Origin of the sequence: Microlunatus phosphovorus NM-1 (genome assembly GCF_000270245.1) — a bacterium.
GTDB classification, from domain to species: Bacteria; Actinomycetota; Actinomycetes; order Propionibacteriales; family Propionibacteriaceae; genus Microlunatus; species Microlunatus phosphovorus.
On the sequence record NC_015635.1, the window covers coordinates 4,991,319 to 5,004,946 of the forward strand.

Annotated in this window: 12 protein-coding genes and 1 riboswitch; of the genes, 2 read left to right on the top strand and 10 right to left on the bottom strand. The window is 67.8% G+C overall.

Annotated features, from left to right (window positions below; genetic code table 11):
- Nucleotides 1-41: 41 nt before the first annotated feature.
- From MLP_RS22645 to istA, 10 genes are all read right to left on the bottom strand, one after another.
- Complete coding sequence (locus MLP_RS22645; RefSeq protein WP_041790495.1) at nt 42-1,022, bottom strand: hypothetical protein; 981 nt, start codon at nt 1,020-1,022, stop codon at nt 42-44.
- The gene (locus MLP_RS22650) at nt 1,019-2,215 is read right to left on the bottom strand and encodes a sensor histidine kinase (protein WP_013865531.1); all 1,197 of its coding nucleotides are present in this window, start codon (nt 2,213-2,215) and stop codon (nt 1,019-1,021) included. Before MLP_RS22650 ends, MLP_RS22645 begins: the two co-directional genes overlap by 4 nt.
- Nucleotides 2,212-2,928: a response regulator transcription factor gene (locus tag MLP_RS22655; RefSeq protein WP_013865532.1), complete on the bottom strand. Its 717-nt coding sequence runs from the start codon at nt 2,926-2,928 to the stop codon at nt 2,212-2,214. The genes MLP_RS22650 and MLP_RS22655 overlap by 4 nt, the downstream gene beginning before the upstream one ends.
- Before the next feature lie 109 nt (nt 2,929-3,037).
- Nucleotides 3,038-5,098 carry a RecQ family ATP-dependent DNA helicase gene (locus tag MLP_RS22660; protein ID WP_156821264.1) on the bottom strand — a complete coding sequence of 687 codons (2,061 nt, stop codon included), beginning with the start codon at nt 5,096-5,098 and terminating at the stop codon, nt 3,038-3,040.
- A 225-nt stretch (nt 5,099-5,323) separates the two neighbouring features.
- Complete coding sequence (locus tag MLP_RS22665) at nt 5,324-6,370, bottom strand: NAD(P)-dependent alcohol dehydrogenase (RefSeq protein ID WP_013865534.1); 1,047 nt, start codon at nt 6,368-6,370, stop codon at nt 5,324-5,326.
- 153 nt (nt 6,371-6,523) lie between these two features.
- On the bottom strand, nt 6,524-6,799 hold the full coding sequence (locus tag MLP_RS22670; protein WP_013865535.1) for a MoaD/ThiS family protein: 276 nt from the start codon (nt 6,797-6,799) through the stop codon (nt 6,524-6,526).
- A complete protein-coding gene (gene thrC, locus MLP_RS22675; protein ID WP_013865536.1) occupies nt 6,799-8,079 on the bottom strand; it encodes a threonine synthase in 1,281 nt (426 codons plus the stop codon). Before thrC ends, MLP_RS22670 begins: the two co-directional genes overlap by 1 nt.
- Before the next feature lie 8 nt (nt 8,080-8,087).
- Nucleotides 8,088-8,201, bottom strand: a riboswitch (SAM riboswitch).
- A 309-nt stretch (nt 8,202-8,510) separates the two neighbouring features.
- Nucleotides 8,511-8,957 (bottom strand): GNAT family N-acetyltransferase, encoded by a 447-nt coding sequence (locus tag MLP_RS22680; protein ID WP_013865538.1) that lies wholly within the window; start codon nt 8,955-8,957, stop codon nt 8,511-8,513.
- Between the two features lie 241 nt (nt 8,958-9,198).
- Nucleotides 9,199-10,008, bottom strand: a complete 810-nt coding sequence (gene istB / locus MLP_RS22685; protein WP_013862440.1) for an IS21-like element helper ATPase IstB — start codon at nt 10,006-10,008, stop codon at nt 9,199-9,201.
- On the bottom strand, nt 10,005-11,624 hold the full coding sequence (gene istA, locus MLP_RS22690; protein WP_041791596.1) for an IS21 family transposase: 1,620 nt from the start codon (nt 11,622-11,624) through the stop codon (nt 10,005-10,007). The genes istB and istA overlap by 4 nt, the downstream gene beginning before the upstream one ends.
- Before the next feature lie 221 nt (nt 11,625-11,845).
- Here istA and MLP_RS22695 point away from each other — a divergent pair, with 221 nt between their 5' ends.
- Nucleotides 11,846-12,442 carry a hypothetical protein gene (locus MLP_RS22695; protein WP_013865539.1) on the top strand — a complete coding sequence of 199 codons (597 nt, stop codon included), beginning with the start codon at nt 11,846-11,848 and terminating at the stop codon, nt 12,440-12,442.
- A 96-nt stretch (nt 12,443-12,538) separates the two neighbouring features.
- Nucleotides 12,539-13,609, top strand: a complete 1,071-nt coding sequence (locus MLP_RS26795; RefSeq protein WP_231851377.1) for a type IV toxin-antitoxin system AbiEi family antitoxin domain-containing protein — start codon at nt 12,539-12,541, stop codon at nt 13,607-13,609.
- The last annotated feature ends 19 nt before the right edge of the window (nt 13,610-13,628 follow it).

A 13,628-nucleotide genomic window follows, 5' to 3' on the forward strand; every position in this document is an offset into this window, starting at 1 on the left:
AGATCGCGCAAACCGTGTACGAGGGATGCGTCCCACGCTGCTCAGAACTCCAGGTACTCGGCCTCCCCCTCTGGATCGTCCGAGGCGTACGCAATCGTCACCTGCGGCGGGCAGGACTGCACCGGCCGCGCGCGGATCGTCAACCGGCCACCGTGCAGACGCGGACCGAGCGCGGCGATCGCCTGGCTGACGTCGGCGATCGCACGCTCCTCCAGATCCTCACCACGATCATCGAGCAGGCTGACCTGGACACCCCGACTGCGGGCCGCGGCGATCGCCGCGAGCATCGCCGGAGTCGCCAAGACACCGCCTCGGATCCGGTCACGAAGTGATGCCTCCGCGACGAGCATCCGGGCCCGATCGTCCTCGGTGAGCACAGCCTCGGGATCAGCTGCCAGCCGGAGCGGGGGACCCGCGATCTCGGCGACATCTCTGGCCCACGACTCGGCCTGAACGCGGTGGGCGTCGGCGAGCGCCGCCTGGTCGAGCAGCGCGAGCGCCTGCCGGGTCTGGTCGGCTGCCCTCCGGTCATTGACGGACAGGAAGCGCATCAGCGCGACAGCGACCAGTGTGAACAGCACCGGCGCCAGCACCATCCGCAACCCGATGGCGATTCCGCCGACCGTGTGCAGCGACCACCAGAGCGTGAGCGCAGTGAACAGTCCGCACCCGAGCAATGCGGCGATCGGGCTGCGGCGTACGGCGATGACGACGAACAGGCACTGCAAGGCCGCCAGGTGCCAGGCCGCGTACCCGGGCCAGGCGATGCGCGACAGACCGGACTGAACCAGCACTGTGATGACGACCACGCCGGTCACCAGCAGCATCGCGACCGGTCGTGGGAGCCCATCCGGGCGTGGGGCCAGGACGATCACCATCAACCCCACGTAGACGATCATCGCGATCGCGCTGGCTCCGGGACTCGAGGAGAGCGAGTGAGACGCGATCCCGAGCATGACCTGGACGCCCGCGAAGACCGCTGCCAGCGCAATCAGGTACGCGGTAGGGATCGCCCTCCTCATCCGACCACCTCGCACTCCAGGATCACTCGGGTCCCCTGTCCGGGGGCGGAGTCGACGACGGCAGTACCGCCGGCATCGAGCATCCGCTGGATGATGGAGAGCCGGACGCCGAGGCAGCGTGACGAGACCGCCAACGGGTCGAACCCCCGGCCGTCGTCGGAGATCTCGACGCGCAGTCGGCGAGACGGCGAGTCTCCGATCATCGACAGGTCGACGATCATCCGGACCGTGATCCGCGCGGCTCCCGAGTGCCGGCTCGCGTTGTCCACGGCCGCGTGGACTGCAGCCAAGAGCGCCTCCGCGGTATCGCCGGGGAGCTCGGCGTCGACGCCAACCGGCAGGCTGGCGTAGATGTCGACCGGTAGCAGCGCTGCCGCCTCGACGGTGGACTGCAGGCGATCCGGGAGTTGCGAGATCCGAGTGGTCGGCGCCGTCCGGGCTCGACCGTAGTCCTCGAGCCGACGCAGACTGGCCGCCGCCAGCTCCGCGGCAGACTGCCGCTGCGTTGGAGTCCTGGCGCGCGCTGCCGAGACCAGCGCACTCAGGACCGAGTCATGCAGGATCGCGCCCAGCCGGTGTCGCTCGATCAGTCGCGCCCGCGCCACCGCCGACGTGTGGTGTGCGTTCGCTGCCGCCAGCGCACTGGCGTCGGCTCGTTCAGCGCCCACCCGGACAGCTTGAATCGCCGCCGTCAACGCGAGTCCGGCCGCCACCAGGAAGGCTGTGTCCTGCAGCGACGCAGCCCAACTAGCCGCACCACCGGACGGCAGGAGCCGAACGACAGCCAGGATCACCGCCGTCACTCCCGTGTATATCAGCGCGAACCGTTGACCCCAGGCCGCGGCGACGCAGGCGACGGACAGCCCGAGTACGTTCCAGACCCATGGCGGACCGGAGTCGGCGGTCGGGTGCGCGACCGGCCACAGCGCCAGCCCGACGATCGCTGCGAGCGCGAAGATCGTCAGTGCGAGCCGAGGACTCCGACCGAACAGGCCCGAGACGGTCACCCAGCAGCCCGACCACGCCATCAACGAGCCGATGACGATCAGCCACCAGAGCGCCACCCGCGGTGACTGCGCGATCACTCCACCCATCGATTGCGCGGACATCGCGATGACGAAGATCGCCACAGCACGGGCGATGAACGAGTCTGCGGCGTCTCGATGGCTGCGGCGGCTGGTGGTCGGGCTCATCGCCTCGATCGGGGAAGCACCGGCGGGAGGATGCCGTCCTCGACGGCGTTGACGAACAGTTGCACCTTCTGGCCGGCCGGCCGGTTCTGAGCCTGGTACTTCGCTCGAGCCCGATCGACGTAGGTCTTGGCCGTCGCGGCCGTGCACTGCATCCGCTGCGCGGTTGCCTCGACACTCAAGCCCGAGGCATAGAGACCAACGGCTTCCCGCTCCTTGTCGGTGAGCTCGGCACGAGCGAACTGCGGGTCGTCATCCACCACAGCCGCGAACTCGCGACAGATCACCGGTCGTCCGGCGTGCACATCACGAACCATCTCCAGCAGCCTGCCCACTCGCTCACTCTTCCGGACATACCCAGCAGCACCGGCCGACATCGCCTCCCGCAGCACCGCCCGGTCGTCGGCGAGGGAGTAGACGACGACATCACAGCTGTGTCCGAGCAGACGACCGATGTTGCTCGCCGGGCTCGACCCGTCGGCCAGCCCGAGATCCAGCGCGACGATCTCGCACGCGTCGCGACCAGCGGCGATCAGCTCGTCGACGGTGGCGGCCTGGCAGGTGACTCGGATCGGCGCCGCCTTCGCTTTGGCTTCCAGCTGGGCAGCACCGATGACACCGATCCGGATGGCTTCGTGATCGTCGATGACACCGAGCCGGATCGGGTTGCTCGCCGTGATCTCACCGGCGGCCCGTTGACCACGACTTCTCGTCATTGCCGCTCCAAGGACCCCATCGACCGACTCATTACCCCCAGATGGCCCAGGTTAGCGGAGTGGCAGTCAGCATTCGCCAATGATCATTCCTCCGAGACACGAAACCGCGTCACGGGAGCTGATGCAGCACCAGCGGCAGGACAGTGTCAGCACCGGCGCCAGCCAGCAAGGATCCGGCGACGGTCACCGTCCACCGAGTCCGGATCCGGTCGTCCACCAACAAGACCGGCCCGGACAGCGCCACTCCCGGCACCAGCGACGTACGCGCCAGCAGGTCTTTGGCCCGGACGCTGGACGCGGCATCCTCCGTCGGCGGCGGGCCCGACACCGCCAGCGCCTCGACCAGCGGCAACCTCCCGATGGTCGCGAGGTGCTCGGCCACCGACCGAACCAGCGTCGGATAGCGGCGGGACGGCATCGGCACCACCGCGGTCGGTCGCTGCCAACTTCGCGACCATCGCTTGAGCACCTCGACCACGGCGTCCAGCACTTCAGGTGGCGCCGGCGTGTCCTGTCGCCACAGCTCGGCCAGAACCGTCGACCAGGCGGGATCGTCGGCGTACGCCATCGCCCGACCCTCGCCCAGGAAGTTGATCTTGCCTCGCTTGCCGGGCAGCCCGCTGACCCACATCTTCCGCGGCTCGATGACCACATCCTGGACGCGGAACCAGCGACGAGCCGCTTCGACGGTGCCCGGATCGGGACGAGTTCCTGGCGGCGGCAGCTGACCGTCGCAGACCGAGCACCGCCCGCACGGTGCTGGGTCAGGGTCGTCCAGCGCCTGCTGCAGGAACTGCATCAGACAGCCTTCGCCGTGCGCATAGCGCCGCATCAGATCGGCCTCGGCTGCCCGAACCTGCCGTAGCGCTGACCACTTGGCCTCGTCGAACCACCAGCGATTACCGGTCGCGACCCAACCGGAGCCTTGCCGCACCACGGCGTCGTCGACAGCCAGGATCTTCAGCACGGTCTCCAGCCGGCCACGCCGGATCCCGGTGGCGGTCTCGATCGCCGGCAGCGACTGAGGCTCTTCCGACAGCACCTCGAGGATCCGCTCCACCTGGGCCTCGACGGGGATGCCCGCGGTCGCGAAGTAGTCCCAGATACGCTCATCGGCCTCGCTGGGCACCAGCACGGCCGTTGCGTCAGCCAGCGCACGACCGGCGCGACCGACCTGCTGGTAGTAGGCCACCGGCGACGATGGCGACCCCAGGTGCAGGCAGAACGCCAGGTCCGGCTTGTCATAGCCCATGCCCAGCGCCGAGGTCGCGACCAGCGCCTTGACCTCGTTACGGCGCAGCCGATCCTCCAGTTCGGCGCGGTTCTGCGTCTGGCCGGAGTAGGCGGCGACATCGTGACCCAGACTCTGCAGGAAGCCGGCGACCCGCTCGGACTCAGCGACGGTGAGGACGTAGATGATTCCCGAACCTGGGAGTTGCGCGAGCGCGTCGGCAACCCAGGCGTACCTCTCCAGTGGCTCCAGCCCGGGCACCACCGCGAGCCGCAGCGACGCACGAGCCAGCGAGCCGCGCAACGTGACCGTGTCATCGCCGAGCTGAGCAGCGACGTCGACAGTGACCCGCTGGTTCGCAGTAGCTGTGGTAGCCAGCACCGGGGTGTCGGGCGCCAGCGCCAGCAGCGTACGGGTCAGTCGCTGGTAGTCCGGCCGGAAGTCGAAGCCCCAGTCCGAGACGCAATGGGCCTCGTCGATCACCAGCAGGCCACAGGAGCCCAGCAGCTCGGGCAGCCGCCGAGCGAAGCCAGGGTTGGCCAACCGCTCCGGCGAGATCAGCAGCACATCGATCATCCCGGCCGACAGGTTGGCCAGCACGACGTCCCACTCGTCGATGTTGGTCGAGTTGACTGTGGCCGCACGCAATCCCGCCCGCTCAGCGGCGGCGATCTGGTCGCGCATCAGCGCGAGCAGCGGTGACACCACCAAGGTCGGGCCCGCACCCTGCGAACGCAGCGCGGTGGTCGCGGCCCAGTAGACCGCCGACTTGCCCCAACCGGTCGCCTGCACCACCAGCACCCGGCGCCGATGGTCGACCAGCTCCGCGACTGCGCGGAGCTGGTCGTCACGGGGCCTCGCCTCGGGGCCCGCCATCGCGGCGATGACCCGACGAAGTGCATCCTCACTGGACAGTGCGAGCGTGCTGTCTGCTGCCATGCCCACCATCGTGCCTGCTACTACCGACAGTGCGAGATGGCGGTCAAACGTCGCCCCACCCCGACGACGAGCGCAGCGAGGAGGAGCCCGTCGCGAGCGGCCGTGCAGCGGAGCGCCCGAATCGATCTGGACTGACGAACGAGCGACACGCTTTTCGTCGCGAGTGAGGAGGGAAGATCGATTCAGACGGCGCGCAGCGGAACAGCGAGTGACGAATCACGCTGCTCACGCAGGCACCACGACGGCGCGGCCACGGAGCGTACGGGCGTGCATCCGCTCGTACACCGTCGCCGCGTCGTCGAGGGCGAACGTCTCCGTCTCGACCGAGATCGTCCCCGAGCGAGCCAGGGCCAGCACTTCGTGCAGCTCGGGAATCGTGCCCCAGTAGGGAGCTCGGACGACGGTGTTGTACGGCAGCGTGAAGAACCCCACGGGCACCGCGCCGTCCCCCACCCCGACGACGACGATCTCACTCTGGAAGTGGACCATCCTCGACGCCAGTGTGCAGGTCGGCTGAATCCCGACGATGTCGAACACCGCGGTCGCCATCTTCCCGCCCGTGACCTCGCGGACGGCCTCGATCGCGCTGTCGTCGGAGGTGAACGCATGGTGCGCGCCCATCTCTTTGGCGAAGGCCAGTTTGTCGGCGCCGATGTCGAGCGCGACCACCTGGCAGTCCGAGAGGGCCCGGAGCAACTGGATCGCCAGGTGCCCCAGTCCGCCGACACCAATCACCACTGCCGTGCTGCCGGGCACCAGCTTGGGCAATACCGGCTTGATCGCGTGGTACGGGGTCAGCGCAGCATCGGTCAGCGGAGCCGCGATCACCGGATCGAGCCCGTCGAGCGGAACCAGGTGGCGGGCGTCGTCCACCAGCAGGTACTCCGCCATCGATCCTTGGTTGCCGAGCCCGGGCGGCCGAATGCCTAGCGTCGCGGCCCGCTCGCAATACTGCTCGGCACCGGTGGCGCAGGTGTGGCAGCGCCCGCATCCCCAGCCGCCGAAGACCGCCAGCTGATCGCCGATCTCGACCCCGGTCGCGGCCGGTCCGAGTGCGGCGACCTCGCCGACACCCTCGTGGCCCAGCGTCAGTGGCAACCCGATGCCCAGTGCCCCGAGCACCTCGACCGGCTGGCTCATCACGAACTCGTCGGAATGGCACGCTCCCGCGGCCAGGACCTTCAGCAGGACCTGTCCGCCGACCGGTTCGGGAACCGGGATGTTCTCGATGGTCGGAGGCTGTCCGACCGTGCTGTAGCGCAGCGCCTTCATGAAAGTTCTCCTCGCTGATCTGATGGGCAGGCGCCTGGTCAAGGACGCCTTCAGATTCAACGTAGGAGCGACAGTGCCCGGACCACAGGGCCATCAGCCCCGGGCGCGGCAGTCGCTGGGCCCGCTCAACACGGGCCAGCGGAACTCAAGCGCTCAGCCGCCGGCGACGGCCGGGATGATCGAGACCTTGGCCCCGTCGGCCACCGTGGCCTCCAGCCCGCCGATGAACCGTACGTCGTCGTCGCCCACGTACACGTTGACGAAGCGACGCAGCGCGCCGGCGTCGTCGAGCACCCGGGTCCGGATGCCCGGATGGTTGGACTCCAGGGAGTCCAGCACCTCGGCCAGGGTGCTGCCCTCGGCCGGGACCTCGCTCACCCCGCCGGTGTAGCTGCGCAGGATCGTGGGGATGCGGACGCTGGCGGTCATCAGCCTCGTGCCTTCCAGAATTCGGTGAACGCCTCGTAGCGAGGCGGGATCGTGGTCTTCGGACCGACTCTATCGGCCACTGCATCGAGGGTCTTCAAACCGTCGCCGGAGTTGATCAGCACCGTCTCCTGGTCCGGATCGAGCAACCCGTCGGCAACCAGCTTGGCGGTGACACCAACAGTCACTCCGCCGGCGGTCTCGGCGAAGATGCCCTCGGTCCGGGCGAGCCGCTGAATGTTGGCTACGACGGTGTCGTCATCGATGTCGGCGATCGCACCACCGGTGCGGCGGACGACATCCAGCACGTACGGTCCGTCGGCCGGGTTGCCGATGGCCAGCGACTTGGCGATCGTGTTGGGCTTGACCGGCTGCACGATGTCCCAGCCCTCGCGATAGGCATGGGCGACCGGGGAACAGCCGGTGGCCTGAGCGCCGTAGATCTTGTACGGCTTCTCCTCGACCAGCCCGAGCTTGATCAACTCCGCGAAGCCCTTGTCGATCTTGGTCAGCTGAGAACCGGAGGCAACTGGGATCACCACCTGGTCGGGCAGCCGCCAGCCGAGCTGCTCGGCGATCTCGAACGCCAAGGTCTTGGAGCCCTCGGCGTAGTAGGGGCGGACGTTGACGTTGACGAATGCCCAGCCCTCCTCCTCGGCGGCGATCTCGCTGGCCAGCTTGTTCACGTCGTCGTAGCTGCCGTGGACGGCGATCAGCGTGGTGTCGTAGACAGCCGAGGCGAGGATCTTCTGCTTCTCGAGGTTCTCCGGCACCAGAACCACACTCTTGATACCCGCCCGGGCAGCTGCCGCGGCGACGGCGTTGGCGAGGTTTCCCGTGGAGGGACAGGCCAGCACCTGCAGGCCGAGCTCGCGGGCCGCCGACAATGCGACGGCGACGACCCGATCCTTGAACGAGTGGGTCGGGTTGCCGGTGTCGTCCTTGACCCACAGCTGACGCAAGCCGATGTCGTCGGCCAACTGCCGAGCATCGACCAGCCTGGTGAAGCCCGGGTCGGTGGAGCGGAAGGTTGAAATGTCGGCCGGCACCGGGAGCAGCGGCGCGTACCGCCAGATCGACTTGGGCCCGGCCTCGATCTCGGCATGGGTGATGGTCGGGAAGGCGTAGCCGACCTCGAGCGGGCCGAAACACTCCATGCAGGCATAGAACGGGCCGAGCGGGCTATGTGCACCACAGGCGCGACAGATCAGGTGGGTAGCGTTGCCGAAAGCACCAGGACGACAGCCGGTGGCGGGGTCGGCCGAGAAGACCGCGGTCATCATTCAGTCCTTCATCATCTGCACCAGATCGGCTTTCGACCTGGTCGGAGTTGGCACCGTGTCCGATCGGTCGGCCGGTTGCCGGGGAGTCGTAGGGCCGTTCCCTCGTCCCCTCTGGATGAACTAGTGGTCAGCGTATGCGGCCGACCCGAACCGAAGCACACCGGCGTCTTGCATGATGGGAATAGCGTCCATCGATCGAGATCTTCGATGAGTCGCTGCACTTCCAGGAAGCTCCGCTCCGCCGGTCCTCCAGAGCTGCCGATGGTGCTCTCCGGGCGGTCGCGCGGTCCAGCAGGTGAGTCATCCAGCGCCGGCTCGACCGATCCGGACGGAAGTTGATTGATACGCGCACCGACCAGCTCCGGACCAGGGCAAACCCCCGCAATCCGTCGAGGTCGAGGCTGATATATCACTCAGGCCGGGGCGCCCGCTCACAGCGCGAGCTTGAAGTACGTCGCCGAGGCTTCATATCCGAGCGTGGCGTAGAAATCGGCGGCGCGACGGGTCGCCAAGGCGATGTAGGCAGCTTCCCGATCGCGAGCCCACCCCTCGACCTTCGTCATCAGCGCTCGACCAACACCACGGCCTCGACGCACCTCACTCACCATCACCTCCTCGACCCGAACAACCGATCTGTTGGCATGGAAGGTGTGGTGCTGCTGCGCCAGCAGGTAGCCGACGACCTGACCATCCGCCACGGCCACCAGCAGCAGTGCGTCCGATCTCTCGACCAATCGCTCGAAGGTCGCTGTGAATGCACCTGGATCGACCACGTAGGACGTCGCCAAGTCGTGTGCCAACGGCCAGACCTGCTCCGAGTCCTCAGCGGCAGCGGCTCGGACCAGCACCTCCATCAAGACCTCCACATACGCAGGCATGCGTCGACTGCTCGCATCCGACCAGTCTAGGAAGCCGCCTGCCGACCGCTCAGATCTGCTCGGGTTTGTCGGCTTTGCTCGATCTGCAGCCCGAGCAAAGCCGACGAACCCGAGCAACAGCTGTCAAGGGCCAGCAGAACTTGACCACTGGCGGTCTTGATGGCTGACCGGTGGCGGTCACGAGAAGTGCACGGTGGTGGCCATGGGTTCTGCCCGGGGTTGGCCACCGTCCGGCCTTGGTTCAGCTGCTCAAGGGGTTCACCCCCTGGCCGGCGAGTGCTTGGGTGAGGCGGACCGAGTCGCCGGTGGTCTGGCAGATGTGGGCGTGGTGGAGGAGCCGGTCGACGGTGGCGGTGGCCAGGGTCTTGGGCATGAGCTCGTCGAAGGCTGCTGGGTGCAGGTTCGACGAGATCGCGATGGAGCGTTTCTCGTAGCCGGCGTCGACCAGCCGGTAGAGGCCCTCGGTGGCGTCGGCGGCGACCGGGAGCAGCCCGATGTCGTCGACCACGATCAGGTCGGCCCGTAGCACCCGGGCGATCGCTTTGGTGACGGTGTCGTCGGCGCGGTGCCGGCGCAGCAGCACCCCGAGGTCTTCCAGGGTGAACCAGGCGACTCGTAGTCCTTGTTCGACGGCGTGCTGGCCGAGTGCTTCGAGCAGGAACGTCTTCCCGGTGCCCGACGGTCCGCAGACGACGAGGTTCTCGCGGCGGCCGATCCATTCCAGGGTGCGTAGCGCTTGCTGGGTTGGTGCTGGGATCGACGACAACTGGGGGTCCCAGCCGCCGAAGGTCTTGCCGGTGGGGAACCCGGCCGCGGTGCGGCGGGTGGCCAGGGCGGAGCGTTCCCGGCCGGCGACTTCCTCGGCGAGCAGGATCCGCAGCACCTCGACCGGTTCCCAGCGTTGTGCTCGGGCGGTGGCGATCACCTCCGGCGCGGCGCGGCGGATATGGGGCAGCCGCATCCGCCGCAGCAGCTGCTCGACATCGGCCGGCAGCGGCGGCGGTAGCGGTGCCCCGGCTTTCGGGACCGCGGCAGTGGTGGTGGCGGTCATCGGCCAACCCCCTGACTGCTGGTCACCGGGCTGCTGGTCATCACCTGGCTGTTGGTGACGGGTTGGCCGAGTTGTGCCCAGCTGAGGGTGCCCTGGGCCAGGGAGTGCTGGTCGCCGGCACGACGCGCCGCCGACGGCTGGTCGGGTCGGGGGTGGCGGGCGTGGTGGTCGAGGATGGAGGCCAGGTCGGCCTCGGCGAACCGGCCGTGGACGGCGGCGTGGCCGAGTGCCCAGTCCACGTCGCGGGCGTCGAACAGGCGGGACAGATCGACGGCCTGGGCCATCTTGACCCGCATCTTGCCCGTGCCGGCAGCTGCTGCCTCGCGCAGCCACAGCACCGCCCCGTCGCCGAGGGCGAGGAACGCTGACTCCGCCGGGTTCTTCGCTTTCGGGGCCCGGTCCAGCGGCCCGGCCGGGGCGGGCGGGAAATGGCTGTCGTCGACCCGGGGGCTGCCGGGACGGGTGCGGTCGTGCCGGGCGATCTCGACCGGCCCCCGGGCCGGGTCGACATAGGTGATCACGACCTGCTCATCGACTCCGCCGACCCCATAGCCGCGGACCCACACCGTCTTGCCCAGCAGGCTGGTCCCGCCGAAAGGCTCCCCATCGGGGCCGGCCAGCCGGTAAGGCACCGAGTACTGGCCGCCCTCGAAAGTGACCATCGGCGTGTTCGCCGGCACGATCCGGGTCGTGCCGAACGCCACCGTGTAAGGGACAGCGGCGACCGGATGCAGCCGGGCCCGTTCCTCGGCCAACATCTCCACCGGTGGCCGCCGGGTGATCCGGTGCGGGCGGGCGTTGACTCCGGTCTGGAACACTCCACAGGCCTTCCGCAGCTCAGCGAACGAGGCGTACTCGGGCAGCAGGTTCGCCTCCGTCGGCACCAGATCAGCCTTGCTGACCCGCACACTGGCCTCGCTGCCACCCTTCGACGCCGGATCCGCCGGCACACAGGTGTGCACGGTCACCGCGTAATGAGCCGCCCACGCGACCAGCTGCGCGTTACGGACCGGGATCCCGGCGATGTGGTCGGTGGTGACGGTCTTCTCATTGTCGGTCAGCACATAGGTCGGCACCCCACCCACCAGCCGGAACGTCTGGTCCAACGCGGCGAACACGCTCGGCAGCGTCTTGTCCCGCAACGCCAGCACGACCCGGAAACGGGACCAGGCCAGCCACGCGCAGAACAACACCGTGGCGACCCCGGCGACCATCGGGCCCTGCCCATAGTCGTACTGCAGCCACATCCCCGGCTCCGGGACCCATGGCCGGTGGACCCGTAACCGGCCATCACGGTAGGCCTGCTTCGCCTCCGCGACCGCGCGTCGGGTGGTCCGTTCCGACCCGGCATAGCCCATCGCGACCAGCTTGTCATGGGCCACATCCGCGCGGACCTTCCCGCGGGAACGCTCGACCAGCTCCTCCAGCTTCGGCAAAAACTCATCAATCAGCTGCGGCCGAACCACACCGTCGGCGACCGCACCACCCGCGGCGCGGGCCTCCACATAGCGTTTCACCGTGTTCGGCGAACACCCCGCCAGCTCGGCGGCATCACGCAACGACCTGGTCAGGTCGTAGGCATCCAAAATCTTCATGATCTCCTCGGCAGACTTCAACTCATCCCTTCCTCGGGTAGCGATCGGGCGCATCAGCACCGCTCATCGCACCCGAGGAAGGAGCCCAAACCCGGCAACCCGGGCAGGCAGACGACATCGTGTCGGGCAGATCCCATGACCGTCAGCGTTCAGTTCTCATGGCCGCCAACGATCAACTTCTTGGCCGTCTCCGTTCAGTTTCTCGTGGCCGCTGACAAACAGCAAGGAGTGCGCCGGGGAACGTGGAGTGGGACGATCTCTTCATGCTGATGGCGGCAGACTCAGGGCGGGCGAGGGCTGCTGGGGGCAACGGAATGAAGCCGGGTCCAGACGACATCTCGCAGTTCGGCCAACAGAGTCGGGCCCAACGGGTGCGAGCTGCCGGCAATCTGGTGAACCTGAGCACGCTCGCCGGGCTCCTGGTGGCCCGGCTCGGCGGCTGCACACGGCAGCGCGGACCTTACGGGTTGACTCTGGCGGAGGGCTATCGTTTCCGCTTTCCGGTAGCAAGTGCCTTCACCATCGGCGACGTGGTGATCACGGCCCACACCTTCGCGGCCTTGCAGCAGCGGATGCCGCGGTTGCTGGAGCATGAGGAACGGCACAGCTGGCAGTACTTCTGGTGCCTCGGGCTGCCGTTCTTCCTCCCCTACACCGCGGCCATGGGCTGGTCGATGCTGCGGACCGGCGATCGCGCTGCCCGGAACATCTTCGAGCGTCACGCCGGACTCGCCGACGGCGGCTACCCGGACCTTCCGGTCATCCCCTTGGCCGCTCAGGCCCGCCGTGCAGCAGCCCGTCTGCGCAACTGGCCACGCTCAGGCCGCAGATCCGACTGATCGGCGGTCCTTGGGCGAGTTTCGGTGCGACCTCGCACCAATACTCACCCAGAGGCGGCGGCCTGCAGTCCCGATCTGTCGTCCGAAATCCACGGAGTGAGCTTCGGTGCGACCTCGCACCAAAAGTTACCCACAGGGCGGGGACGTGCCCGTGACTCATCCACAGACTTGGAAACGACCCGGTCGAATCGGCCCCAACGTCCACATATTCCCTACATGCACCCTCGAATCGACCCACCAGACGACCTTCTCGCCCTCGCTGCGACACAAGCGGGCGTCATCAGCGCCGAACAGGCGCTCAGCTTCGGGCTGAGCCGCGCCAGCATCAAACGATTCGTTGATCAGAAGGCTTGGCAACGGCTAACTCGCGGAGTGTTCTTGCTCGGCGTTGGCGAACCGCCCTGGCTCGGACTGGCCTGGGCCGGCACCCTGCTCGGCGGCGCACATTCGCGGATTGGGTTTGCCGCCGCCGGCCATTTGTGGGGAATCGTCCCTGAACCACCGAGGACTATCCATGTCTTGGTGCCGCACGCATCGATGCTCAAGCCACGCGGATCATGGGTCTTCCTTCGGGAGCGCTCAGGCGTCCGTGAGCAGCGCAGCCCCGGCTATCCCTCGCGCACCACCATCGAAGACACAGTCCTGGACCTCTGCGCCGATGTCGGGCCAGCTGCTCTGATCGACCTCACTACGGCGGCGATCCAGTCTCAGAAGACCACTGCGTCAAGGCTCCTCGCCTGCGCTGACAATCGCTCGCGACTACCGAATCGGGAACTGCTCATCAACCTACTCGGCGATGTAGCTGCAGGCTCCGAGTCGGCTCTGGAACTCGCATACTTGCGCGATGTCGAGCGTCGCCACCAACTGCCGCCTGCCCAGCGTCAGCACCGCAGCGCGAAGCACCGTGCAGTCAGGGATCTTCGCTACGACGAGTTCGGCGTCTTGATCGAGCTCGACGGACGAACCCATCTACCCAAGAGATTCCGCGACATGCGCAGAGACAACGCGGCGCTGCTCGGCGGCGAGGTGACCCTGCGCTACGGCTGGTCTGACGTCACCGAGCGGCCCTGCGAGGTCGCCTGGCAAGTGGCCGCATTGCTGACTCGCTGCGGCTGGCAGGGCATGCCGGTACGTTGCTCCTGGTGTCGAAATCTGCCGGACTTGTGAAAGTTACGGTGCGACCTCG

Coding starts and splice junctions, on each gene's coding strand:
- MLP_RS22645 (WP_041790495.1), bottom strand. CDS start 1,022: ATGAGGAGGGCGATCCCTACCGCGTACCTGATTGCGCTGGCAGCGGTC.
- MLP_RS22650 (WP_013865531.1), bottom strand. CDS start 2,215: ATGAGCCCGACCACCAGCCGCCGCAGCCATCGAGACGCCGCAGACTCG.
- MLP_RS22655 (WP_013865532.1), bottom strand. CDS start 2,928: ATGACGAGAAGTCGTGGTCAACGGGCCGCCGGTGAGATCACGGCGAGC.
- MLP_RS22660 (WP_156821264.1), bottom strand. CDS start 5,098: ATGGCAGCAGACAGCACGCTCGCACTGTCCAGTGAGGATGCACTTCGT.
- MLP_RS22665 (WP_013865534.1), bottom strand. CDS start 6,370: ATGAAGGCGCTGCGCTACAGCACGGTCGGACAGCCTCCGACCATCGAG.
- MLP_RS22670 (WP_013865535.1), bottom strand. CDS start 6,799: ATGACCGCCAGCGTCCGCATCCCCACGATCCTGCGCAGCTACACCGGC.
- thrC (WP_013865536.1), bottom strand. CDS start 8,079: ATGATGACCGCGGTCTTCTCGGCCGACCCCGCCACCGGCTGTCGTCCT.
- MLP_RS22680 (WP_013865538.1), bottom strand. CDS start 8,957: ATGCCTGCGTATGTGGAGGTCTTGATGGAGGTGCTGGTCCGAGCCGCT.
- istB (WP_013862440.1), bottom strand. CDS start 10,008: ATGACCGCCACCACCACTGCCGCGGTCCCGAAAGCCGGGGCACCGCTA.